This window comes from Streptomyces sp. NPDC047525 (genome assembly GCF_040643025.1).
Taxonomy (GTDB): domain Bacteria; phylum Actinomycetota; class Actinomycetes; order Streptomycetales; family Streptomycetaceae; genus Streptomyces; species Streptomyces durmitorensis.
The window spans coordinates 774352-797985 of the sequence record NZ_JBEYTL010000002.1; the positions used below are offsets into that span (position 1 = coordinate 774352).

Sequence of the window (23634 nt, forward strand, 5' to 3'; positions counted from 1 at the left end):
CACCAGCGGCAGTTGACGGCGTTGTGGCGGCCGTCGCCATTCTGCCCCGGTTCCGGTGGCTCCTACGGTTGCCGGCACCCCGGCGTACCGGCCCACGGCAGGAGTGGACGTTCCCGGGGTCGCGTGATCCGCCCCGGAGACCGCGTCGCCCTCCGCCGGGAGCCGCCATGCCGTCGTACGAGAGACGATTGAATCCCCAGCCGAATCCCCAGCCGAATCCCCAGCCGAATCCCCAGCCGAATCCCCAGTTGAATACGCAGCCGTCCGCAGGGCCCCCTGCCCGAGCGACCCGGCGAGGGCGGTGGCGTCGGGCCCTGGGGCGGGTGACCGCCGTCTTTGGCCTGGTCGTGGCCGCAGTGGTGTGCGCGCCGTCGCCCGCCGCGCAGGCGGCTCCGACGGCCGTCGCCCTGGAGAAGGTCGGCAACTTCGGCGCCAATCCGGGCAGTCTGAACATGTACGTGTACCGGCCTGCGAACCTGGCGGCCGAGCCCGCGGTGGTGGTGGCCCTGCACGGCTGCAGCCAGAGCGCCCAGCTGTACGCCGACAACGCAGGCCTGGTGAAATTCGCCGACCAGCACGGCTTCCTGCTCGTCTTCCCCGAGCAGACGTCCGCCAACAACAGCAGCAAGTGCTTCAACTGGTTCCAGCCGGGAGACACGCGGCGCGGCCAGGGCGAGGCGGCATCGATCCGCCAGATGGTGGCGCACGCCGGCTCCGCCTACGGCGCAGACCCGGAACGGGCGTACGTCACCGGTCTGTCGGCCGGCGGCGCCATGACGTCGGTGATGCTCGCCACCTACCCGGACGTGTTCAAGGCGGGCGCCGTGGTCGCGGGCCTCCCGTACGCCTGTGCCGACGACGTGCTCTCCGCGTACAGCTGCATGAGCCCCGGCGTCGACCGCACCCCCTCGGCCTGGGCCCAGGGCGTCCGTGACGCCCACCCCGGCTACGGAGGCCCCTGGCCGCGGGTGGCGATCTGGCAGGGCGACAACGACCCCACCGTCGCCAAGAGGAACGCCGACGAACTGCGTGACCAGTGGACCGCGGTCCACGGCCTGGACCAGAGCCCGGACCGCACCTCCGCCATCGGCCCCAACTCCACCCGCAGGGAGCAGTACCTCGGGACGGACGGAAGCGTCGCCGTGGAGGTCGACCGGGTGCCCTCCATCGCCCACGGCACCCCGGTCGACCCGGGAACAGGGGCACAGGAGTGCGGTGCGACCGGGACGGCGAACTTCATCGACTCCATCTGCTCCAGCTACTGGATCACCGGCTTCTTCGGCCTCGACGGCTCCGACCCGGACCCCGGCGGTCTGCCCGCCCCGGGCGGCCTGGCCGCGACCGGGGCGACCGACACGTCCGTCACCCTGAACTGGAACAGCGTGACCGACGCCGCGTCGTACGCCGTGTACCGGGACGGCACCCGTGTCGCCACGCCGACCCGACCGCCGTTCACGGACACCGGTCTCAGCCCCGGCTCCGGCCACACGTACAGCGTGGCCGCCCGCGACACGGCCGGCACGGAAGGCGCGCGGTCGGCCGGGCTCACCGCCTCCACCACGGGCTCCACCGCCAAGTGCTGGACGGCGAACAACTACCAGCAGGTCCAGTCGGGACGAGCCACCACCACCGGCGGCTACGCCTACGCCAAGGGCTCGAACCAGAACATGGGCCTCTACAACACCGCGGTGACCCACACCCTCAAGGAGTCGCCGACCGGCTATTACGTCATCGCCGACGGCACCTGCTCCTGACGGTCCCCACGCAGCCCGCCGCAGTCGGCCGTACGCATTCACGTCCACCGGAGGTACCCGTGCCCGCCACAGATCCGCCCAGACACCTGCCCAAAAAGGCGCGTCCCGCCCGGTCGCTGCGGAGCGCCCTCGCCCTGACGGCGCTGCTCGTCACCCTCGCCGCGGTCCCGGCCGCCGCCGAACAGTCAGGCGGCACCCACGGCGGCGGCGCGCGGCACTGCGCGTCCTCGGCGAGGCTGAAGGTGCCGGGCGCCGAGCGCCAGGAGAAGTCCTGCCTGGCCGAGTTGACCACGGCGGGGACGGTGTCCTCCGGCCACACCGACCCGGCCGACTGGTCAGGACTGACCCCTGCGGGCCTGACGACGCCGCGCGGGGTGCCCGGCATACAGATCGACGGCTACTTCCCCGACACGTCGGCCACCAACACCAACCACGGCTGGAAGCACGACGCGCAGTTCGTCATCCGCCTGCCCGACCGATGGAACGGCGGCCTGGTGGTCGCGGGCACACCCGGGGTCCGTGAGCAGTACGCCAACGACCGGGCGATCGGCGACTGGGTGCTCTCCCAGGGCTACGCCTTCGCCTCGACCGACAAGGGCAACACCGGCGCGGCCTTCCACCGGGACGGGGCCGAGCCGGGCGACGCGATCGCCGAGTGGAACGACCGCGTCACCCAACTCACCCGCGCCGCAAGGACGGTGGTCGCGCAGCGATACCACAGGCCGCCCGCGCGCACGCTGGCCACCGGCATGTCCAACGGCGGGTATCTGGTGCGCTGGCAGCTGGAGAACCATCCCGAGCTGTACGACGGGGGAGTGGACTGGGAAGGCACGCTGTGGAGGACCAAGGGCCCCAACCTGCTCGACTTCCTGCCGCCCGCGCTGCGCGCCTATCCGCTCTATGCGGCGGGTGGCGAAGGAGCGGGCAGAGCGCATCGGGAGATGGTCGCGGCCGGATTCCCCGCCGGTTCGGAATTCCTGTGGCCCTATCACCACCAGGTCTACTGGGACCTGACCCAGCGGATCTACCGCGAGGAGCTCGACCCGGGCTACGACGGTGCGACGGAGGCCGGAACTCCCTTCTGCGCACCGGGGACACCGGCGTGCGACGCCGACTACGCGTACGCGGACCGGCCGCGGGAGGTCCGCGACGCCGTGCGGAAGATCGCCCTGACCGGACGCATCGGCAAACCGCTGATCACCGTGCACGGCACCCTCGACGTCCAGCTGCCCATCAGCAAGGACTCGGACGTCTACGCGAAGATGGTGCGCGGTGCCGGCCGCGGCGATCTGTTCCGCTACTACCGCGTGGAGGGCGGCACGCACGTCGATTCGCTCGTCGACACGTTCCCGGACAAGCTGCGGCCCCTGGTGCCCTGCCACCGCTCGGCCTTCACGGCGATGGAGGCCTGGATCGACCGGGGTGAACAGCCGCCGCCCAGCCGGACCGTGCCGCGTCCGGATGCCGCGGAACCGGCTGCTCTGCTCGCCCGATGCCCCCTCGCCAGGCAGTGATTTCGGCCAAGCCCCGGTAGGAGAAGGCGGGCCGGAAGGCGGGATTCCTCAAGGACGAGCCAAAAATGCCGAGTTGACCTAAGATCGCCTCGCTCCCCATTCGTAAGGGAGTTCGGTGCTTGCGGGGAGGGTTCGTTCGTTGTGGTGAAGGTGTGCACGATCGCCGGGTCAAGTGCGCCGTGGTGAGCCGTCTCAAGCGCGGGTCCGTGGGCCGCGAGGCCGCGGTGTGGCTGGTGGCCGTGGTCCTCGCGATCGCGGGTGCGGTGCTCGCTGCCCTTGACGCGGCGGCCGAGTGGCGGCAGGTCCTGGCCGGTGGCTGCGCCGCGGTCGCGGTGCTGCTGATCGCCTGGGTACTGGTCCTCGTCCGGCAGTTGTCCGCCGAGCGGGTGGAGCGCGCCCGGCAGGAGCGTGTTGCCGCGGTCCGTGAGGCCGAGGTGACGCACCTCGCGGGCGTGCGGCTTCCGGCGATCGCGGAGAGGGTGCGTGCCGGACAGCGACTCGAGGGCGTGCCGGGGCCGTTGGCCGCGCCGGGGGAGACCGGTGAGGAGTTCGCTCGGGCGCTGGCGGCCGTGGCCGTGGCGCTGGGTTCGGACGAGGCGGTACGCCGCGAACGCGGCCTGCGGGACTCGGTGCAGGCCGCGTTCGAGTCCGTCGCGCGCACCATGCACGCGATGGCCACGGTGCAGCAGCAGGTCCTCGACCGGGTCGAGCGCTCCATCGACGACCCGCACCTCATGGGCGAGGTGATGAAGGCCGACCACGCGGCCGCGCAGATGACCCGCAAGGCCCAGACACTCCTGGTGATGTGCGGGATCTGGCCCGCCCGCCGCGAGACACGGCCGGTCTCGCTGTACGACTGCGTACGCGGCGCACAGTCGCGGATCGTGGAGTACAGCCGGATCGAGGTGCACGGCGGACAGACGCTCTACGCGGTGCCGCCCGCGGTGGAGGGCCTGATGCACGCCATCGCCGAACTCCTGGAGAACGCCACGGTGTTCTCGCCCTCGCGCTCCCACGTCGTCGTCACCATCCGCGAGGTGGGCGCCGGAGCGGTACTGGAGATCGACGACGCCGGGCTCGGCATGCCGCCGGACGTGCTGCACCGGGCGATGGGCCAGCTCCGCGACGACCAGGACCTGGCCCGTCTGGGCGCGGTGCCCCGCCTCGGCCTGGCCTGCGTGGGCCGCTGGAGCCGGGAGCTCGGCTTCAACGTGGAGCTGAGCGGGGCCTCGGCCTACGGCGGCACGCGCGCGGTGACGTTCGTGCCGTTCCGGCTGCTGACCGAACCGCCCTCGCACCTCACGGGGTCCCATCGCGTGAGCGCCCAGATGGCGGCGGCACCGGGTCAGGCCGCCGAGCCCTCGCCGTCCGTGGGCGTTCCCGTGCGGCAGCCGACGGCACCCGGCGAGGCTCCGGAGCGCGCCGGCGCGCACGTGCACGATCAGCATGACCCGGCCGAACACGTGGAGTTGTCCGTCCGGGCCGCGGCACCGGGCACACCTCCCGCGAGCGAGACAGTGGCCGGACTGCCCCGGCGGCGCAATCGGCGCCAGGCGGGTCCGGCCGCGGCCCGTCGGCCGGTTCCGCCGCCGAGCCAGGCGCCCCCGGCCGCGCCCGCTGCCCCCTGGACCCCGGAGGCGGCGCGCGCGTCCATCGCCAGCGTGGTGTCCGGTTCGCTGCGCGGCCGCGCGGCCCTCGACGCGGACCGGGCCCCGGCGCCGGACGCGAACCCGTCGGCGCAGCCCCCGCAGACCGTGACACCGTCACAACCCCCCACCCCCGACGAGCAAGACGGAGGCCGGCAGTGACCGGAATCATCACCCCCCTTCCCGACCTGGGCTGGATGCTCCGCCCGCTGATCGAGATCCCCGGGGTCCGGCACAGCGTGGTGGTCTCCGAGGACGGGCTGCGGCTCGGACACGCGTCAGCGGAGAACCTCTCCGGCCCTGTGGCTGACCTCAGCGTCGCCGAGGCCGAGTCCCTCTCCGCGGCCTGTGCGGCGATGACCATGACGGGCCGCTCCACGACCTCGCTGCTCTTCGGGTCCGGCGCCGGCGTACGGCAGTTGATGCTGGAGTCCGACCACGGCTTCGTGCTGTTCACCCACGCCGGTGTGGGCGCGCATTTGGGAGTCGCCACCGACCTCGAAGCGGACGTCGGCCTTGTGGCCCAGCAGATGCAGCTGCTCGTGGTGAAGATCGGCGCGCATCTGAGCAGCAAGCCGCGGGATCCGGCCGCCGCGGCGTCATGAACGGCCCACGGCCGGAGGAGCCGAAGGCGTCGGCGATCCGCCCGTACGTGATCACTCGCGGACGGGCGGCGTCCGACACGGAGGCCCTGGCCTGGGAGTCCCTGGTGATGGCGACGGACGCGCCGTTCCCCGCGTCGCTCCAGCCCGAGCACCAGACCATCCTGGCGCACTGCCAGGGACTCCTCTCGGTGGCCGAGGTGGCCGCCCACATCGGCCAGCCCCCCTCGGTCGTACAGGTGCTGCTCTGCGATCTCCTCGAATGGGGGCTCATCGTGACCCGCCCGCCCGTGCCCCCGGCCGAACACACCGATGTGACCATGCTCAGAAAGGTCCTCCATGGTCTCGAAAGCCGCCTCTGACGCGCCGTCCCAGGCCTCGCAACCATCCGGCGCCGAGGCCGGTTCAGGGCCCGCGGCCGGGTCCGGGGCCGGGTCCGGGAAGTACCTCACCTCGAGCGTCGCGGGAGCCGCCAAGATCCTGGTCGTCGGACCCCTGGGTGTCGGCAAGACCACCCTGATCGGCACCGTCTCGGAGATCAAACCCCTGTCCACCGAGGCCGTCATGACCCAGGCGGGCGCCCGGGTCGACACCGTCGTCGCCGACGGCAAGACGACCACGACCGTGGCCCTCGACTTCGGCCGGATGACCATCGACGGGGAGCTGGTGCTCTACCTGTTCGGCACCCCGGGCCAGCAGCGGTTCCTGCCCGCGTGGCGGGACCTGGCCAAGGGCTCCCTCGGTGCCCTCGCCCTGGTGGACACGCGTGACCTGGAGGCGTCCTTCGACGCCCTGGGCAACCTGGAGGAGCTCGGGCTGCCCTTCGCGGTCGCCGTCAACGTCTTTCCCGGCAGCCCCCAGTACGGCGCGGACGACCTCAGAGCGGCCCTCGACCTGCTCCCCGACACCCCCGTGGTGGCCTGCGACGCACGCGACCCCGCGTCCTCGGTCCGGGCCCTGATCGCCCTCGTCAGCCACCTCATCGACGTCGCCACGGAGACCTCATGACCTCGCCCCACGCCGCGGCCGGTCCGCCGCCCGCACGCTGCCCGGTCACCGGTACCCCGGCGCCGACGACCGCGCTCTACGGACCCGACCTCGACGGCGACGCGTTGCCCGCCCTGTACGAGCAACTGCGCGGCGACCACGGGCCGGTGGCTCCGGTCACCATCGCTCCGGGCGTCGACGCCTGGCTCGTCATCGGCCACCGTGAAGTGCTTCAACTGACCCGCGACGAACAGGACTTCTCGCACGATCCGCGCCGCTGGAGCCTGCTGCGGGAGGGCCGGGTGCCCGCCGACTCGCCGATCCTGCCCATGGTCGGCTGGCGGCCCGCCCTGCTGTTCGCCGACGGACAGCAGCACCGCAGGATGCGGGCCGCCGTCTCCGCAGCGCTGGCCGGGATCAACGGCCACGAACTGCGCCGCACCGTGCGGGCCACGGCCGAGCAGGTGATCGTGGCGTTCGCGGAGCGCAGCGAGGCCGACCTGGTGGCCGACTACGCGCGCAAGCTTCCGATGCGCGTCATCACCGAGCTGCTCGGCCTGGACGACCGGACCGGCCGGCTCCTCGTGGAGGCCGTCGCCGGAACGGTCGCCGCCACCAGCGCCTCCGCCGACGCCAGCAAGCGCATGGGCGCGATCCTGCTCCAGCTGATCGAGGAGAAGCGGCGCCGGCGAGGCAACGACATCACATCGGCCCTGCTGCACCATCCGGCCCGGCTCACCGACGAAGAGGTCCTGCACAACCTCGTGGTCATGTTCGTCGCGGGCAACCAGACCACCGTCAACTGGATCGCCACCACCCTGCGCATCCTGCTGTGCGACCCGGAGTTCCGCTCCTCGCTCACCGGCGGCCACCTCAGCGTGGACGACGCGCTCGACGTGGTTCTGTGGCGTTTCCCGCCCACACAGAACTTCCCCGCCCGCTACGCCACCCGCGACATGACCTTCGGCGGGCAGCACATCCGCACCGGCGACATGCTCATCCTCGGTCTGGCAGGGGCCAACGCCGACCCGCAGATCCTCCCGGACGACGGCACACCGGTCGTGGGCAACCGTTCCCACCTGGCCTTCGGGGCGGGCCCGCACATCTGCCCCGCCCAGGACCCGGCCCGGCTCATCACCCGCACCGCCGTGGACACGATCCGCCACCGGCTGCCCGACCTCGAACTGGCCATCCCGCAGAGCGAACTGGAGTGGATCAAGTCGCCCTGGAGCAGGGGACTCGCCGCGCTCCCGGTCCGCTTCACCGCACCCGTCCTGCCCCAGCAACCCGCGCCTTTGCCGGACCATCAGTCCGTGCGCTGACCGGACCCGCACCGCCGGCCAGCCCGGCGCGTCCATCGCCGCCGATCCGCCCTCCCCGAGACCAGGAGCCCCGTTGAACACGTCACCGGTGAACACCGCAGCCGACCAGCCGCACCGCTTCGACCCGGCCGGCGGCTGCCCGCACGCGGACAACGCCCGGCTGCTGGCGCGCGGCGCCGTCACCCACGCCGTCCTGCCCGGCGACGTACAGGGCATGGCGGTCCTCGGCCACGACGCGCTCAAGGAGTTCCTCGCGCACCCCGACGTCGCCAAGAACGCCCAGCACTTCGCCGCCCTTCAGGCCGGCGAGATACCCGACGGCTGGCCGCTGAAGACGTTCGCGACGGTGCAGGGCATGACCACCGCCGACGGCGCCGACCACCGCAGGCTGCGCTCCCTGATGGGCAAGGCGTTCACCCCGCGCCGGGTGGCGGAGCTCCAGCCGCGGATCACGGCCCTGACGACCGATCTGCTCGACGGCCTCGACCAGGCGGCCACCGCGGGCGACGGCGTCGCTGACCTGCGCAAGCACTTCGCGCTTCCGCTGCCGATGGGCGTCATCTGCGAACTCCTGGGTGTGGACGCCGAGTACCACGACCGCCTGCACCACCTGTCGAACCAGATCGTCGCCACCGACATCGGTCCCCAAGAGGCGATGGCGGCCAACAAGGAGATGGTGGAAGTCCTCGGCGCCGTCGCCGCCGCCCGTGCCGCGAACCCGGGAGACGACCTCACCACCGCCCTGATCGCGGCCCGGGAGGAGAACGGCGACCGGCTCAGCCCGCACGAGCTGCTGGGCACCCTGATGCTCACGATCATCGCCGGGCACGAGACCACCCTCAACCTGATCACCAACGCCGTACGCGCCCTGTGCACCCACCGCGACCAGCTCGCCCTGGCCGAGGCCGGCAAGGTGGCGTGGGCCGACGTGGTGGAGGAGACGCTGCGCTGGGACAGCCCCGTCAGCTACTTCCCCTTCCGGTACCCGACCCGCGACCTCACGCTGGACGGCACCGTCATCCCCCAGGGCACCCCCGTCCTGGCCGGATACTCCGCGGCCGGCCGCGACAAGCAGGCCCACGGCCCCGACGCCGACCGCTTCGACATCACCCGCGACACCACCACCACCCGGCACCTCTCCCTGGGCCACGGCGCACACTTCTGCATGGGCGCCCCGCTGGCCCGCATGGAGGCGACCATCGCCCTGGAGCAGCTGTTCAGCCGCTTCCCCGACCTCGACCTCGCGATGCCGGAACCCGAACTGCCCCGCCACGCCTCCTTCGTGGGGAACAGCGTGCAGAAGCTTCCCGTGCGCCTGCGCGCTCCGCGGCCGTAGGGCGTCAGCGTGCGGTGGCCGCGATGACCTGGTGAGCGAGAGCCACCAGGTCAGGGATGGCCGGGTGCCCGAGCCCCGCGCGCCAGGCCAGCGTGACGGGAACGGGCGGCGCGTCCGGGAGCGGCCGGAACACCAGCGAGGGGTGCGTGTGCTGGCTCGGGGTGGCGGTCGTGGACACCCCGACGGCGCGGCCCGCGGCGATGGCGATGAGCCACTCGTCGGTGTTGGTCACCTCGATGGTCGCGACCGGACGGGCCGCCGTCGGCCACAGGTCCATCGTCGTGGTGCCGGAGACGGTGTTGAGGGCGATCGGATGGGCGGTGAGATCCGCCAGAGTGACCCGGTGGAGTGACGCGAGCGGGCTGTCGGCCGGCATGACCACCACCCGCTCCTCCGACAGGAGCAGCTCCGTGCAGAGCCCGGCCGCGGCGACCGGGCCGCGCAGCAGAGCCACGTCGACCTTGCCCTGGGTGAGACCCGCCGTACGGTCGTCGATGCGGAACAGTTCGAGCGGCGTACCGGGGTGCGTCTCGTCCCAGCGGCGCAGCAGCGGGACGGTGTGGTCGCCCAGGGCGGCCCAGGTGTGGCCCAGGCGCAGCGGCCACCTCCGCAGCCCCCGCGGATCCAGGGCGGTCTCGACGGCTGCGAGCGCTGCGGCCGCCTTGTCGCGGAACGTCCGCCCCTGGACGGTCAGCTCCAGGTGATGGGTGGAGCGGTCCACGAGGCGGGCGCCCAGATGGTCCTCCAGCTGGCGCAGCGTGCGGGACAGCGCGGGCTGGCTCAGATGGAGCCGGGCGGCGGCGCGAGTGACGTTGCCCTCCTCGGCGATGGCGAGGAAGGCGCGCAGATGCCGCAGCTCGATGGTCATGCTTCCGGAGCATAACCGCGGTGGGCGGCAGCGCCGCCTCAGGCCAGGATCTTCTCCTTGGCCTTCTCGTACTCCTCGGTGGTGAGGTCACCGCTCTTCTTCAGCTCGGCGAGCTTCGCCAGTTCGTCGACGTGGCCGCCGCCCGGACCGGAACCCGCCGCCTTCTGTACGTAGCTGCGGAACGCCTGTTCCTGTTCCTTGACCTGAGCCACGTCACGCTCGCTCATGCTGCGGCCACGGGCGATGAGGTACACGAGGACCCCGAGGAACGGCAGGACGAGCACGAAGATGAGCCAGCCCGCCTTCCACCAGCCGTTGAGCGTGTGGTCACGGAACAGGTCGGTGATCACCTTGAACAGCAGGAAGAACCACATGATCCACAGGAAGAGGTACAGCATCGTCAGGAAGAGATTCATCAGTGGGTAGTCGTCCACGGCGGATGCCCCTTTCACCGGGTCCGCGAGGTCGCGGAATCAGGTCCGGTGAATCAGGCATATCGCTGAAAGGGGCGCACTGCATCTCGGGCGGCAGGACATTTTCCCGGCCGGTGGCCGAGTTCGTACGCGGCGCGGTCCCGCCAGCGCGTGCCGTCCCACACGATGAGATGGACCGTGCGGACGCGACAGCTCAGCGGCAGGAGGGGCTCCAGTTCGGCCTGCAGCGCGTCGTACGCGGCGTCCTGGGTCGCGGGGCCCTCGTCGTTCGCGACCGTCAGATGCGGGGCGAGCGGGGGCTCGAATATCCCCCGGTAGGGCACCGCCTCGGGCCAGCGCCCGGTGAGGTCCTTGGTCAGAGCCGTGACCGGGGCGTGCGGCCATGGATCGAGGTAGAGGACACCGGGATAGCGGGCGAACTCGGCGAACGTCAGGGTGAAGGCATCGTGCCCGGCGAAGAGCGCGGACAGTTCGCGGTGGGCCGCCGCGTCGAGACGGCTCTCGTGCACGAAGGGATAGAGCACCGTCACATGGGCGGGGAACCCGGCCCGGACCAGTGGGTCGGCTTCGGGGACCTTGATCGTGAGGGCGGTCTCACCCGGTACGTCCGGCCACCCGTCCCCCGCGGGCTCGCGCCCGGCACACTCGTCATCGGCGTTCATCACGCGCCATGATCGCACCGCCGTGGGATTGCCTCCGCCTCGCCGGAATGGGTACGCCATCACGGGATGTTCGACCAGACATGACGACCGATCAGCGCACGATGACCAACCCCGCCACCCTCCACGATCCGACCCCCTTCGGCTACAGCCATGCCGCATCGGCACCCGGCGAACTCGTCTTCATCGGTGGCCAGTACGCCTCCGACGCCGACGGCTCCCCGGTGCCGGGCGACTTCACGGCCCAGGTGGATCTCGCCTTCGACCGGCTGCGGTCGGCCCTGGAGGGGGTCGGCCTCGGGTACGAGCACGTGGTCCGGCTCGGCACGTTCGTCGTCGACCACGACCTGGACAAGCTGGAGGTCCTGGGCAAGGCCCTGCACGCACGATTCGGCGAGCGGCTCCCCGCCCAGACGCTGAGCGGCGTGGCCTCTCTCGCGCTGCCGGGGATGCTGTTCGAGGTCGATGCGGTGGCGGTGCGGTCGTGAACGAAGGGACGACGGGCGTGGGGAACGCAGGGACGACGGGCGTGGGGAACAGCGCCCTCCTCGTGATGGACGTCCAGCGCGAGATCGTGGACCTCGCCGACGACGGCTCGGGATATCTGCCGCGCCTGCGCCGGGCGATCGACGGTGCCCGCGCGGCGGACATCCCCGTGATCTACGTGGTCATCGCGTTACGACCGGGCCGGCCTGATGTCAGCCCCCGCAACAAGGCGCTCACCGCCGTCGTGCGGGCGGGCCTGCACATCGAGGGTGAGCCGGGCAGCGAGATCCACCCCGACATCGCGCCCCGGCCGGACGAAACCGTGGTCACCAAGCGCCGCGGCAGCGCGTTCTCGGGCAGCGACCTGGACCTGGTGCTCAGGGCGCGCGACATCAACAACCTCGTTCTCACCGGCATCGCCACCAGCGGAGTGGTGCTGCACACCGCGTGTCATGCCAACGACCGGGACCTCGGGCTCACCGTCCTGGCGGACGCCTGCATCGACCTGGACCCCGAAGTGCACATGCTCCTGACCGAGAAGCTGTTCCCGCAGTGGGCGGAGGTCGTCGCCGTCGAGGAGTGGCTCAAGGCCGTCGCACCGGGGTAGCGCCGTCGGCTCAGACCTCGGTGACGGCGGTCAGGACGACGGCCGAGTCGTCCAGGGCGGTCAGGCCGTGGCGCTTGTGCGGGACGGGCGCGAACTCGCCCTCGGCCAGTTCGAGCGTGTCGTCCCCCGTGGTGAGAGCGACCCGCCCGCGCAGGACGAACAGCGTCGCGGCCGTGGGCGCGTCGTGCTCTCCGAGCTCGGTTCCGGTGGTGAGCACGATGAGGCTCTGCCGCAGCGGACCGTCGTGCAGGAGCAGCTCGGCGCTGCGTCCGTGCGCGGCGGTGCGGGCCTTCTCGAGGTGCTCTCCGACAAGGGCGTAGAGATCCGCCACGGCATGTCCCTTCGACAGAAACGGAAGGTGTTGCGCGTGCCTCCGGGCACGCGCACCCAGTGTTCCAGTGTTCCCGCCGCACGCCCATGCCGCATCCGGCGGCCGGAACCTGACCACCCGATGACGGCGTCCTACCAGGCACGTCGCGCTCACGGGTGGGCGAGCGGGGACATGGGGGAGCCGGGTGGCGCAAGAGGTGCGGCGGGGACGAGTCGAGTGGCTGCGGTGGGGCGCGGAGGCGACAGGGCGGTCGCCCTGGGTACGCGGCCGGATCCTCGCGTCGCTCGCCGTCCTGACCGCCGCTCTGCTGGCGTTCCACTCCGCCGTGCCCAACACTGTCGTCCGCTTCGGCAGCCTCGTAGAGACGTTTCTGCCGTGGCTGGGCCTGGCGGTTCCCGTGCTGCTCGTCCTGGCCCTGCTGCGCCGCTCGGCGGTCGCGCTGGTGGCACTGCTGTTGCCCGCCGCGGTCTGGGGAGCCCTGTTCGGTGGTCGGGTGGCGACGGCCGAGTACCACGGCGCCCACGACATCACGGCGGTCCAGCACAACGTCAGCGACGTGAACGCCGACCCCGCGGGCACGGCCCGAGCCCTGACCGAGCCCGAGCCCGATCTCATCGCCTTGGAGGAGCTGACGCCCTCCGCGCGGCCGGTGTACGAGAGGGAACTGACGCCGCGGTATCCCTACCGGGCGGTGCGGGGCACGGTGGGTCTCTGGTCGAAGCATCCGCTGACGGACGTCAGGGCGGTGGACATCAGGCCGGAGGGGGTCGGGAAGGACTGGAACCGCGGGGTGCGGGCGACGGCTCGTACGCCGTGGGGCGATGTCGCGGTGTACGTCGCCCACTTGCCCTCGGTCCGCGTGCGGTGGCACGGCTTCAGTTCCGGCCTGCGGGACGAGAGCGCCGGCCTGCTGGGCGCGGCGCTGGCCGCCGAGCAGCTCGACCGGCTGATCCTGCTCGGAGATCTCAACAGCACGGTGGACGACCGCGGCCTCGCCCCGGTCACCACACGCCTGGACACATCGGGACGGGACTTCGCCTTCAGCTGGCCCGCGTCCTTCCCCGTGTCCCGGATCGACCACGTCATGACCCGCGAGGCAACCGTCACTCACGTACGTACGCTGCCCGCCACGGGCAGCGACCACCTGCCCATCGCCGCAGACATCGCCTTGGATCCGAGGCGAGCAGCCCCGACGGCCGCCCCCGGACTGGCTCATCGAGCAAGGCACCGCTGAAGGCCCACCCGCGTACCTGCGCGTAGGCGGGTGTCACATATGAGGGGGTGGGAAATCGGCCGCGAGCGCCGTGGAGCGGCCTGGCACCTGCCGAGAACGGCGGCAGCCCGGGCGGGGGTCTGGCTGCGCTGGGCGACGGTCACGGTTCGCCTGGCGGTGGCCTCGCGCCCGACTACTAGCCAGTCAGCGAGTCGAGGGCGTCGAGCAGTCGGGCGAGTGCGCTGGCCTTCAAGTGGTGGCTGCGGCAGCAGTATCGGCGCCTACGCCAACGGCTGGTCTGCTCGACTTGCTCCCCGCACCAGGCGCACGGCCGCACCCTGCTGCCTCTCCTGCCCCACACCATGCCGGGACCTTAGCGGCATGGGGTGGGGCAGGCGCCCTGGGTTGTCCACAGGAAGAGAAGAGCGGATGCTCGCGCTCATCGACTCCGCGGCCGACGAGGGCGAACACGGCATCGACTCCATCGCGGCGGCCGATGCCGTGCTCCGCTGACCCGACCGCAAGACCAGGTCAGCCGCCGCCGCCCGGAGCGCCACCGTTCTGGAGCAGCGCGACGTTCCAATCGTGATCGGCGGGCGTGAACCCACCATTACCCGGAGCGCCGCCGTTCTGCGACGGCGCTATGCCCCAGTCGTTGTCAGCCGGTGCGAACGATCCGCCGCCGCCCGGTGCTCCGTTGTCGGCGGCCGTGGCCGGTAGCGCGCTCCACGCGAAGGCTCCGCCCGTGATGGCTGCGATAGCCACAAGTCGCGCCGCTGTCTGCTTGATCGACATGAGTCCCCCGTCTCGGGCCGTACGGCCCCGATTCTGTGCCGAGTTGGGCATATCGATGGAACACCGGGGCGGAGGGCTCCGCACCCTCGGATGTCTGAGGGTGCCGTGTGCATGCACGCGACGGCATGACGAAACCGATCGGCGCCTCAGGAGTTCTGCCGCTTCCAGTCGGCCTGCGCGGTGTTGAGCTGGTCGGCGAGGTCGTCGAGGAAGTCCTTCGCGCTGGTCTTGCCGAGCATGACCTTCTGGAACGCGGGTTCGTTCTCGGCCTTGGAGATCGTGTTCCAGTCAGGCAGGTAGTACGGCAGCTGGACGATCGTGGTCGCCGGGGAGTTGAGCGCGTCGGCGGCCAGGCGCGTCGGCTCGGACTTCTCGACCCAGGCGTCCTTGACCGCTTTGCTGTTGGCGGGGATCAGACCGGCGGACTCGTTGAACTTGGAGCTGGCCCGGTGCGAGGAGGCGAACTCGATGAACTTCCAGGCAGCCTTCTTCTTGGTGCTGGTCTTGAAGATCGAGAGCCCGTCGATCGGGTTGGACACCTGGACACGCTTGCCGCCCGCTGCCTTCGGGTTCGGCAGGCCGCGGAACTTGCCGGGGCCGAGGGCCTTCACGTGGTCCTGGTAGGAGCCGAGGTTGTGACTGAGCATGCCGATCCGGCCGCCGTCCCACTGGGCGACCATCTGCGTGAAGTTGTTGTTGAGGTCGGCGGCCGGGGTCGTCTTCTTGTAGAGGGCCGTGTACTTCTCCAGGGCGGCGACGTTCCTCGGGGCGTTGACCGTGGTCTTCGTCTCGTCCGCGTTCCAGAAGGACTTGATGCCGCTCTGCCCGTACATCGCGTCCAGGGCCTGGGCGATGGAGCCGACACCGCCGCGGATGGTGTAGCCGAACTGGTTCTTGCCCTTGGCGGTCAGTTGGTCCGCCGCCTCGTAGAACTTGCCCCACGTGGTCGGTGCGTCCAGACCCGCGGCCTTGAAGAGGTCGGTGCGGTAGTACAGCACGCCGTTGTTCGCGGAGGTCGGGACCATCAGCAACTGCGATGTCCCGCCCGCCGAAGTCGTCGACGCGAGCATGCTCTTGCTGAGCTCGCCGTCCAAGGGGCTTGCGGCCAGCCGGTCCTGCAGTGGTTCCAGCGCGCCTTGGGCCGCGATGGCGGCGAGCATGGCGGCGCCGACGCCGCCGACGTCCGGCAGGCCGCCGCCCTGGATGGAGTTGTCGTACTTCGACTGGGCGTTCTCGGCGGGGATGCCGACGTAATCGACCTTGATGTCGGGGTACTTCTTCTCGAAGTCCTTGATGATCTCCATCCAGATGCCGCGGCGCACGGCGGTGTTGTTGTCCCAGAAGGTGATGGTCCCCTTGCCGGAGCCCTCGCTGCCCTCCTCGCCCGCGATGCCGGAGCCGTCGTCCCCGCAGGCGGTGGCGGTGATGCCGAGGAGGAGTGACAGGGCCATGGCTGCTGGGACGGATCGACGTGGGCTCTTACGGATGCGGGAACTCAAGACGGGCTCTCCTCCTCTGGCGCTGAACTGTGCCCGGGTACGCCGACTCAGGGCATGCGTACACCGCGTATGGCATACCGCGTCTCGTATATGACATACGAAGCGCGGCGACTCGAAGCTAGGAGCAGGTAGTTGGTTCGTCAACGGATCTGACAAAACTCGCCGCCACGAGCCCGAGGAAGCCACCGGAGCTCCCGAAGCTCCCGTACGCAGGCTTCGGCACACCGTCACGAGCGACCGATGCTTCCGAACTCCCGGCATCCATCGGTATGTTGACCCCGTCTCTTCCTCGCGTTGGGGGGAGGGGCGCCCAAGGTCGGCCGTCATCCGGCGGCCGGTCGGGCGCCCCCCGTATCCGAGAGGAGGAGGTATGGCCGAGCGCAAGTCGTCCAAACAGACAGAGGTGGGACGGGATCTCGCGACACGCATCACAGCGGCCCTGGTGGGCCGCGCTCTCTGGGCGGTGATCGTGGAGCTCTTCCGCCGCGACCTTTGAGGGCTGAACGGCCCTGGACAGCGTTCAGCGGCGCCTCTTGGCGGTCCCCATTCCAAGAGGCGCCGCACTCATGTCCGCGCCTACCGCGGATGCACGCTGTACCTGAGATGCGTCGTCCTCGGCGAAGGCTCCGCACTAACCAGGTCAAGAGCCACGCGGCTCGCGTCGACGCCCTCGAACAGGCGGATTCCGGAGCCGAACAGCACGGGCGAGAGTGCGATCGTGAACTCGTCGATCAGACCGGCGTTCAGGAACTCCAGGATCGTCGCGCCGCCGCCCGCGATGCGGACGTCTCGGTCGTCGGCGGCCTCGCGGGCCTGATCGAGCGCGGACTCGATGCCGTCGTTGACGAAGTGGAAGGTGGTCCCGCCCTGCCGCACCCAGGGGGCACGCTTCTCGTGCGTGACGACGAACACCGGCGTGTGGAACGGCGGATCCTCGGGCCACGCATGCTCGCCGGCGTCGAACATCCGCTTGCCCATCACGCTTGAGCCGGTGCGCTCGAACGTCTCCCGCACGATGTCGTTGTCGCGCCCTTCCTCGCCGCCCTCCCCGAGCTTCAGGTTCTCCCGGAAGAACCGCTGTGGAAATACCCACCGCTGCAGTTCCATCCACTGCCGCCCCATCAGTTCTTCGGGGGACGCGGGCGCGATGAACCCGTCGAGCGACATCGACACGCTGAAGAACACTTTGCCGGCCATCAGTCCTCAACTCCCTTACGGGCGATCTCCGCGACGTAGGCAGCCAGGTTGCCGAGGGTCTGCCGGCCGGCCTCGATCGCGCCGTGCTTCTTGATCGCCTCGTCGCGCAGCTCCTTGGTGGGGAACACCGTGAGCATCTCGATCCGGGTCGTCTCCCCGTCGGGCGTAAACGTGAGGACCGACTCGAACGCATTCGGGTCGCCGCGGTACTCGCCATGGAGCATCGCGATCCGCTCCGGCGGGACGATCTCGGTCCAGGTGATCCACTCGCTGTAATCGGTGCCGTCCGGCCCGTGCATCACGAAATCCCACACCCCGCCGACGCGGAACTCGAAGGCCCGCGTAGTGGTGGTGAATCCTTCCGGCCCCCACCAGCGCGACAGGTGCCGCACCTCGGTGAACGCCTTGAACACCAGTTCTGGCGGGGCGTCGATGTCCCGGGAGATCACGATCTCACGGTCGGCTGTCGCGGACTGCGCCGGTGCTTCTCGCTCAGTCGAATTCATCAGCTACTCCTGGTGCCCTTCCTGCTTGAGTTCCTGCACGTATGCGTCCAGCCGGTCGAAGCTCTCGTTCCAGAATTGCTCGAACCCGCCGGTCCACTCGTGAACCGTTCGCAGTCCACGTGCGTCCAGGTCGTACAGGCGCTGCTTGCCCGCCTTGCGGTCCCGCACCAAGCCGACTTCGCGGAGCACCCGCAGGTGCTTGGACGCCCCGGGCTGCGTCATTCCCAGCTCCTCGGCGACCTCCGTCACCGGCCGTTCGCCTGCCCGCAGCAGCGTCAGGATGTCCCGGCGCTGCGGCTCGGCGATGGCGTTGAAGACGTCTGACGTCGTCGTTGCTCGTGCCATGGCAGCAAACGTATACCCATATCGGCATGCGTTTCAAGTCGTCCCGGTGGAAGGAGCCTCCCCGGACATCACACCTGGAGGAAGCTGACGTTCTGTGCCAGGGCGAGGCGGCCGGAGTAGTTGATGGTGTTGGTGGCGGGCCGCATGTACGCGCGCCAGGCGTCGGAGCCGGACTCGCGTCCGCCGCCCGTCTCCTTCTCGCCGCCGAACGCGCCTCCGATCTCCGCGCCGGACGTGCCGATGTTGACGTTGGCGATGCCGCAGTCGGAGCCCTCGGAGGACAGGAAGAGCTCGGCCTCCTGCTGGTCGCGGGTGAAGATGCTGGAGGAGAGCCCCTGCGGGACGCCGTTGTGCAGCGCGATGGCCTCCTCCAGCGTGTCGTACGGGAGGACGTACAGGATGGGCGCGAAGGTCTCCTGGCGTACGACGTCGGTCTGTTCGTCGACGCGGACGATGACCGGTTCGGCGTACGCGGCCTGCGGCGCCGTGTCCGCCAGGCGTCGGTTGCCGCCCGCGAGGATCTTGCCGCCCTGTGCCTGTACGCGGGCGAGCGCGTCCTGCATGCGGTCGAGGGCGGCGGGCGAGATGAGCGGCCCGACGAGGGTGTCCTCGTCGAACGGGTCCCCGATGGGGAGCTTGGTGTACGCGGCCGTCAGGCGCGCGACGAGCGTGTCGGCGATGTCGCGGTGCACGATCAGACGGCGCAGCGTGGTGCAGCGCTGGCCCGCCGTGCCCGCGGCGGCGAAGACGATGCCCTGCACCGCGAGGTCGAGGTCGGCAGAGGGCGCCACGACCGCGGCGTTGTTGCCGCCGAGTTCGAGCAGGCTGCGCCCGAACCGTGCCGCCACGCGCGGCCCGACCTCGCGGCCCATGCGGGTGGAGCCGGTGGCGCTGACGAGCGCGACGCGCGGATCGTCGACCAGCCGCTCACCCACCGTGCGGTCGCCGAGCAGAAGACGGTGTACGTCGCGCGGGGCGCCCGCCTCCTCCGCGGCCCTGGCCAGCAGCCGGTCGCAGGCCAGGGAGATGAGCGGAGTCAGCTCGGACGGCTTCCAGACCACGGTGTCGCCGCAGGCCAGAGCCACTGCGGTGTTCCACGACCACACCGCGGCAGGGAAGTTGAACGCGGAGATCACCCCGACCACGCCCAGCGGGTGCCAGGTCTCGGCGAGACGGTGGCCGGGACGCTCGGAGGCGATGGTGCGGCCGTAGAGCTGGCGCGAGAGGCCGACCGCGAAGTCGCAGATGTCGATCATCTCCTGGACCTCGCCCAGCGCCTCCGAGCGGATCTTTCCCGCCTCGATGGTGATCAGGTCGGCCAGGTCGCTCTTGTGGTCGCGCAACAACTCGCCCAGACGGCGCACGAGTTCACCCCGGCGCGGCGCCGGTGTGCTGCGCCAGGCGAGGAACGCCTCGCGGGCGGCGGCGACGGCGTCCTCGGTGTCGGCGGCGGTCGCCGCGGTCAGGCCGAACAGGTCCTCGCCGGTGATGGGCGTACGCGCCGGGAAGTCGCTGCCCTCCGGGACCGTCACGCCGATGCGCCCCAGGCTCGTGCGGGCACGGCTGCGCAGGTCGTCGGTGCCGGGCAGGGTGGTGGTGCCGGTCATGATGCTCCCTGGGTGAGGTGGGACGACGTATGTCGGGGGATCAGTGGCGCGTGCTGTCCAGGTCCAGGCCCAGTTCGCGGCCGACTTCGGTGATCGAGAGGCTCTGCTGCTGCTCGTACAGGGCGTACGGGTCGAGGACCTCGCGGTCGATGGCGCCGGAGAGCCATTCGCTGTCGTACGCGGCGCCTTCCTGCCCGGTGTTCCGGGAGCCCTCGCCGCTGAGGTTGGACTGGAAGATCCCAGCGGCGGAGCGCGGCAGGAAGTCCTCGTAGACGACGGGTTCGGCCCGGACCCAGCCCCGGCGCTCCAACTCGACGATGTTGGTGGGGAGTTGGGTGCCGTCGCGCGGGCGGTCGGGTGCGGCGTGGTAGGTGAAGTAGGCGAGCTCCTGCGCGGCGAGCTCGCGCTCGGTGGCGGGGACGTGCGCGGCCCACAGCGTGCGGGCCAGTTCGGTGCGGTCGGCTGCGGGGCGCCGGGCGGCCTCGTCGTCGGCGAGGGTGAGCAGGCGGTCGTAGAGCGCGCGGCCCGCGGGGGTGAGGGCGATGCCGCGGGCCTCGACCTCGCCGAACCGCACCCGCAGCGCGCCGCGGGTCACACTGCCGTCGGCCAGGCGCAGGGCGCGCGGTTCGGCCAGGGCGCGGAACGACGTCTGGCGCAGCAGCAGGTCGGGGCCCTTCCAGCCGGGCGGGCCCTGGATGGTGTCGATCATCTCGATGCCGCGTTCGGTCATCCGCCGGTACAGCTCGTCGATGTCCAGGACGCGCGGGGTGAGGTGGTTGATGTGGGTGGAGCGGACGCCGCCGATGTCCGCGGCGACCGCGGAGACCCTCTCCAGCTCCTCGTACCAGGCCCGGTCGATCGGCTCCGCCGACAACTCGAAGGCCTGGACGGCGAGATGGAGGAAACGCTCGGCGTGCTCCTCGGGCAGTTCACGCTCGGTCCCGGCCCGGTCGGCCAGGGCGAGCAGCTCCGGCGGGAACAGCTCGCGCCCGGCCAGGAACGTCTCCAGGCGGGAGCGCAGCTCGGCGTCGAAGAAGCGCGGGTCCGCGGGCGTGAGCAGCGAGGTGAAGACCCGGAAGGGGTTGCGCGCCAACTCGTCGGCGTCCACGGGGCGGAACGCCGTCGACACGACCGGCACCGCGCTCGCGGCCGCCTCCCGCAGGTCGTAGAAGCCGACCGGGCGCATGCCGAGCGCGCCGAAGATCCGCGCGACGTCGCGCAGTTCGGCGGGTGTGCCCACCCGGATGGCGCCGTGCCGTTCCGCGGTGACGCGGCTGATGGAGCCGAGCCGTTCGGCGTCGGCGCCCTGCGCGCGCAGGGTGTCCTCGTTGACCTCGCGTGAGACGGCTACGAGCGTGTTGTAGGCGGGGACTTCCCGCCCGTACATCTCCGAGAGCCGTGCGGCGAAGGCGGCCCGCAGCTGCCACTGGCTGATCATCGAAGGTCTGCCTTTCGAATGTTCGGACACGGAGTCGGGACATGGGATCGGACCCGGGATCGGACCCGGGATTGGGCAGGGGAGAGGGTCATACGACGTGGGCCTCGGGGCGGCTCGCGGCCCCGGTCCGGAAACGGTCGGCGCTCAGCGGCGCGATGTCGACGCACGGCTCGCGCTCCAGATACAGGTCGCGCACGACCTCGCCGACAGCTGGGGCCTGGAGGAAACCGTGCCCCGAGAAGCCGGTGGCGTAAAGGAAGTTGGGCCGCTCCCCGCAGCGGCCGATCAGTGCGTTGTGGTCCGGCGTGACTTCGTACAGGCCCGCCCACCCGTCGGCGATCGGCATCGTGGCGAGGGCGGGGGCGCGGTGGCGTACGACGTCCCGGAACAGGTCGAGCCACTCCGGGGTCCATGTGGTGTCGAAGCCTTCGGCCTCGCGGGAGTCGGCGAGGCCGAACAGCAGCCCGTCGTCGCTGTTGTGGAAATACGCGGACGAGGTGAAGTCGATGGTGAAGGGGATCCGCGGTGCCGACGGCGAAAGCCGTTCGGTGAAGGCCAGTTGGCGGCGCACCGGCCGGACGGGGAGGCCGACGCCGGCCATGGCGCCGATCCGGCCGGACCAGGCGCCCGCCGTGCAGATCACGGTGGAGCAGGCGACGGTGCCGCGGTCGGTGTGCACGGCGCTGACACGGTCGCCGGTGGTGTCCATGCCGGTGACGCGGGTGTGCGTGGCGAAGCGGACGCCTGCCCGGTCCGCGGCGTCGGCGTACCCGTGCACGACGAGGCGGGGGCGGGCGTGCCCGTCGGTGGGGGAGTGCACGGCGGCCACGAGGCCTTCGGTGCTCAGATACGGGCAGAGGCGCCGGGCCTCGTCGGCGCCGACCATGCGGCTGGGTACGCCCAGGCTGTTCTGGAGCCGCACGCTCTCGGCGAACTCCGTGGCCTGGCGCTCGCCGGTGAGCAGGAAGAGATAGCCCACGGTGTCCAGGCGGATGTCCGCGCCGGGCCGGTGCGGGAAGTCCCGGTAGGCACGCAGACTCCGTTGGCCCAGCTCGATGTTGAGCGGGTCGGAGAAGTGGGCGCGCACGCCGCCGATCGGTTTCCCGGAACTGCCGCAGGCGAGTTCGCCGCGTTCGACGACGACGATGTCGCTCACTCCCGCCTCGGCGAGGTGGAAGGCGATCGAGGCGCCCATCACGCCCCCGCCGACGATCACGACATCGGCGGTCGGCGGCGGGGCGCGGAAGGCGGGGGCGGTGGAGGGACGGGAAGAGGTGGACGGACGCGGAGAGGAGGACAAGAGGCCGATCCCTTCCAGAGGCCGACGCCCGTACCGACGGGTCTGAAGAGGCGTCAGTTCACGGGTGCGGCATGGGCCGTCAGAAACGTGCTCCGTAACTCGAGGGACGCTGATCAGCTGGCTGCCCGTCATCGTGACGCACCCCGACCTTTGACGTCCATGAACAGTTTCTGCTCCTGATCTTTGACGGTCTCTATACGGTCGCTTCATGGATTGGACGAGTTCCCAGCTGCGGTCCCTGGTCGAGCTGACCCGGCGCGGCACCGTCACCGCCGTCGCGCAGGCCCTGGGATACACCCCGGGCGGCGTGTCCCAGCAGATCGCCGCGCTGGAAAGGGCTGTGGGCACACCGCTGCTGCGCCGTGCGGGCCGCCGGGTGGAGCTCACCGACGCCGGGGTCACGCTGGCCCGGCACGCCGAGCGGATCCTGGCCACGGAGGCCGAGGCCGTCGAGGAGCTGGAGCGCGGCAGCGGCGTGGTCTCCGGCACGCTGCTGGTCGGCCTGTTCACCACGGCCGCCGCCGAGATCCTGCCGCCCGCCCTGCGCCGGATGCACGCGGCCCACCCCGAACTGGCCGTGCACAGCCGTGACATGGACGTGGACGAGGTGTACGACGCCGTCGCCTCGGGAGGCGTGGACCTCGCGCTCGGCCTGGACTACCCGGACGTGCCCATCCCGCGCGACGCCGCTCTGCGGGTGACCCGGCTCTGCCGCGAGCGCTTCGCCCTGGCCGTACCGACCGGCTGGATGGCGGGCCGCTACCGCGCCGCTCTGGCCGAAACCCGGGACCTGGCGTGGATCCTGCCGTCGCCGGGCAGCTACTACGGCCGCGCCGTGCGCACCGCGTGCCGCCGCGCGGGCCTCGAACCGGACGTGCGCCACGAGGTCACCGACACCGCGGCGACCCTGGCCCTGGTGGAGGCGGGCATCGGCGTGAGCACGGTGACCGAGCTGATGCTCGGCCTTCGCGCCTCACGCTTCGACGTGGTGCGGCTGCGCGAGCGGATCGAGAGGCACGTCGTCGTGGTGTGCCGCGCCTCGGCCGAACGCAGGCCGTCGGTGGCGGCTCTGGTCGAGGTGTTGCGGACGGTGGCCGATCAGCGCCGTGACACACACGCGTAGGTCCTGGTGAGGGTGGCCCTTCCGGGGAGGCCGTCGCCGGTCGCACAAGGAGGGCGGTGACCGCG

Annotated in this window: 25 protein-coding genes; 13 read left to right on the plus strand and 12 right to left on the minus strand. The window is 71.1% G+C overall.

Features of this window, described 5'->3' with window-relative positions; translation table 11 throughout:
* Positions 1-248 precede the first annotated feature (248 nt).
* The 8 genes from ABZ833_RS08280 to ABZ833_RS08315 all read left to right on the plus strand — a co-directional run bounded on the left by ABZ833_RS08280 (position 249) and on the right by ABZ833_RS08315 (position 9161).
* On the plus strand, positions 249-1754 hold the full coding sequence (locus tag ABZ833_RS08280; protein WP_361042763.1) for a PHB depolymerase family esterase: 1506 nt from the start codon (positions 249-251) through the stop codon (positions 1752-1754).
* A 59-nt stretch (positions 1755-1813) separates the two neighbouring features.
* A complete protein-coding gene (locus ABZ833_RS08285; protein WP_361042766.1) occupies positions 1814-3268 on the plus strand; it encodes a tannase/feruloyl esterase family alpha/beta hydrolase in 1455 nt (484 codons plus the stop codon).
* 263 nt (positions 3269-3531) lie between these two features.
* Positions 3532-5076 (plus strand): ATP-binding protein, encoded by a 1545-nt coding sequence (locus tag ABZ833_RS08290; protein ID WP_361043152.1) that lies wholly within the window; start codon positions 3532-3534, stop codon positions 5074-5076.
* A complete protein-coding gene (locus tag ABZ833_RS08295) occupies positions 5073-5519 on the plus strand; it encodes a roadblock/LC7 domain-containing protein (protein ID WP_249592272.1) in 447 nt (148 codons plus the stop codon). Before ABZ833_RS08290 ends, ABZ833_RS08295 begins: the two co-directional genes overlap by 4 nt.
* Positions 5516-5878 carry a DUF742 domain-containing protein gene (locus tag ABZ833_RS08300; RefSeq protein ID WP_361042770.1) on the plus strand — a complete coding sequence of 121 codons (363 nt, stop codon included), beginning with the start codon at positions 5516-5518 and terminating at the stop codon, positions 5876-5878. Before ABZ833_RS08295 ends, ABZ833_RS08300 begins: the two co-directional genes overlap by 4 nt.
* Positions 5856-6524, plus strand: a complete 669-nt coding sequence (locus tag ABZ833_RS08305) for an ATP/GTP-binding protein (protein WP_361042772.1) — start codon at positions 5856-5858, stop codon at positions 6522-6524. The genes ABZ833_RS08300 and ABZ833_RS08305 overlap by 23 nt, the downstream gene beginning before the upstream one ends.
* Complete coding sequence (locus ABZ833_RS08310) at positions 6521-7825, plus strand: cytochrome P450 (RefSeq protein WP_361042775.1); 1305 nt, start codon at positions 6521-6523, stop codon at positions 7823-7825. Before ABZ833_RS08305 ends, ABZ833_RS08310 begins: the two co-directional genes overlap by 4 nt.
* A 73-nt stretch (positions 7826-7898) precedes the next feature.
* Complete coding sequence (locus ABZ833_RS08315) at positions 7899-9161, plus strand: cytochrome P450 (RefSeq protein WP_361042778.1); 1263 nt, start codon at positions 7899-7901, stop codon at positions 9159-9161.
* Between the two features lie 4 nt (positions 9162-9165).
* Here ABZ833_RS08315 and ABZ833_RS08320 read toward each other — a convergent pair whose 3' ends face one another.
* The 3 genes from ABZ833_RS08320 to ABZ833_RS08330 are packed head-to-tail and all read right to left on the minus strand — an operon-like array spanning position 9166 to position 11125.
* On the minus strand, positions 9166-10029 hold the full coding sequence (locus ABZ833_RS08320) for a LysR family transcriptional regulator (RefSeq protein WP_361042780.1): 864 nt from the start codon (positions 10027-10029) through the stop codon (positions 9166-9168).
* Positions 10030-10067: 38 nt separating this feature from the next.
* The gene (locus ABZ833_RS08325; protein WP_361042782.1) at positions 10068-10463 is read right to left on the minus strand and encodes an SHOCT domain-containing protein; all 396 of its coding nucleotides are present in this window, start codon (positions 10461-10463) and stop codon (positions 10068-10070) included.
* 53 nt (positions 10464-10516) lie between these two features.
* Positions 10517-11125 (minus strand): 2'-5' RNA ligase family protein, encoded by a 609-nt coding sequence (locus tag ABZ833_RS08330; protein ID WP_361042785.1) that lies wholly within the window; start codon positions 11123-11125, stop codon positions 10517-10519.
* A gap of 80 nt (positions 11126-11205) precedes the next feature.
* Here ABZ833_RS08330 and ABZ833_RS08335 point away from each other — a divergent pair, with 80 nt between their 5' ends.
* Together ABZ833_RS08335 and ABZ833_RS08340 are read left to right on the plus strand one after the other, a co-directional pair.
* Entirely contained in the window at positions 11206-11610 is a 405-nt protein-coding gene (locus tag ABZ833_RS08335; protein ID WP_361042788.1) for a Rid family hydrolase, read from the plus strand.
* Between the two features lie 41 nt (positions 11611-11651).
* Complete coding sequence (locus ABZ833_RS08340) at positions 11652-12215, plus strand: cysteine hydrolase (RefSeq protein ID WP_361042792.1); 564 nt, start codon at positions 11652-11654, stop codon at positions 12213-12215.
* Between the two features lie 10 nt (positions 12216-12225).
* On the opposite strand, the gene ABZ833_RS08345 is transcribed toward ABZ833_RS08340, so the two are convergent.
* The gene (locus tag ABZ833_RS08345; protein WP_361042794.1) at positions 12226-12546 is read right to left on the minus strand and encodes a cupin; all 321 of its coding nucleotides are present in this window, start codon (positions 12544-12546) and stop codon (positions 12226-12228) included.
* A gap of 271 nt (positions 12547-12817) precedes the next feature.
* On the opposite strand from ABZ833_RS08345, the gene ABZ833_RS08350 reads away from it, so the two are divergent.
* Positions 12818-13780 (plus strand): endonuclease/exonuclease/phosphatase family protein, encoded by a 963-nt coding sequence (locus ABZ833_RS08350; protein ID WP_361043154.1) that lies wholly within the window; start codon positions 12818-12820, stop codon positions 13778-13780.
* A gap of 510 nt (positions 13781-14290) precedes the next feature.
* Here the strand turns inward: ABZ833_RS08350 and ABZ833_RS08355 are convergent.
* Positions 14291-14554, minus strand: a complete 264-nt coding sequence (locus tag ABZ833_RS08355) for a hypothetical protein (protein ID WP_361042797.1) — start codon at positions 14552-14554, stop codon at positions 14291-14293.
* Between the two features lie 146 nt (positions 14555-14700).
* The gene (locus ABZ833_RS08360) at positions 14701-16005 is read right to left on the minus strand and encodes a sugar ABC transporter substrate-binding protein (protein ID WP_361042800.1); all 1305 of its coding nucleotides are present in this window, start codon (positions 16003-16005) and stop codon (positions 14701-14703) included.
* Positions 16006-16423: 418 nt separating this feature from the next.
* Between ABZ833_RS08360 and ABZ833_RS08365 the strand changes: the two genes are divergently transcribed.
* Positions 16424-16549 carry a hypothetical protein gene (locus ABZ833_RS08365; protein ID WP_361042802.1) on the plus strand — a complete coding sequence of 42 codons (126 nt, stop codon included), beginning with the start codon at positions 16424-16426 and terminating at the stop codon, positions 16547-16549.
* 80 nt (positions 16550-16629) lie between these two features.
* Here ABZ833_RS08365 and ABZ833_RS08370 read toward each other — a convergent pair whose 3' ends face one another.
* From ABZ833_RS08370 to ABZ833_RS08395, 6 genes are all read right to left on the minus strand, one after another.
* Positions 16630-17250, minus strand: coding sequence for a dihydrofolate reductase family protein (locus tag ABZ833_RS08370; RefSeq protein ID WP_361042804.1), 621 nt, complete (start codon positions 17248-17250; stop codon positions 16630-16632).
* The gene (locus ABZ833_RS08375) at positions 17250-17756 is read right to left on the minus strand and encodes an SRPBCC family protein (protein WP_361042807.1); all 507 of its coding nucleotides are present in this window, start codon (positions 17754-17756) and stop codon (positions 17250-17252) included. Before ABZ833_RS08375 ends, ABZ833_RS08370 begins: the two co-directional genes overlap by 1 nt.
* 3 nt (positions 17757-17759) lie before the next feature.
* Positions 17760-18101, minus strand: coding sequence for a metalloregulator ArsR/SmtB family transcription factor (locus tag ABZ833_RS08380; RefSeq protein WP_361042810.1), 342 nt, complete (start codon positions 18099-18101; stop codon positions 17760-17762).
* Between the two features lie 68 nt (positions 18102-18169).
* Positions 18170-19708, minus strand: coding sequence for an aldehyde dehydrogenase family protein (locus tag ABZ833_RS08385; protein ID WP_361042812.1), 1539 nt, complete (start codon positions 19706-19708; stop codon positions 18170-18172).
* A gap of 40 nt (positions 19709-19748) precedes the next feature.
* Positions 19749-21146, minus strand: a complete 1398-nt coding sequence (locus ABZ833_RS08390) for a DUF1338 family protein (protein ID WP_361042815.1) — start codon at positions 21144-21146, stop codon at positions 19749-19751.
* A gap of 88 nt (positions 21147-21234) precedes the next feature.
* Positions 21235-22446 (minus strand): FAD-binding oxidoreductase, encoded by a 1212-nt coding sequence (locus ABZ833_RS08395; RefSeq protein ID WP_361042818.1) that lies wholly within the window; start codon positions 22444-22446, stop codon positions 21235-21237.
* Positions 22447-22654: 208 nt separating this feature from the next.
* On the opposite strand from ABZ833_RS08395, the gene ABZ833_RS08400 reads away from it, so the two are divergent.
* Positions 22655-23569 carry a LysR substrate-binding domain-containing protein gene (locus ABZ833_RS08400; RefSeq protein ID WP_361042821.1) on the plus strand — a complete coding sequence of 305 codons (915 nt, stop codon included), beginning with the start codon at positions 22655-22657 and terminating at the stop codon, positions 23567-23569.
* Positions 23570-23634: the final 65 nt, after the last annotated feature.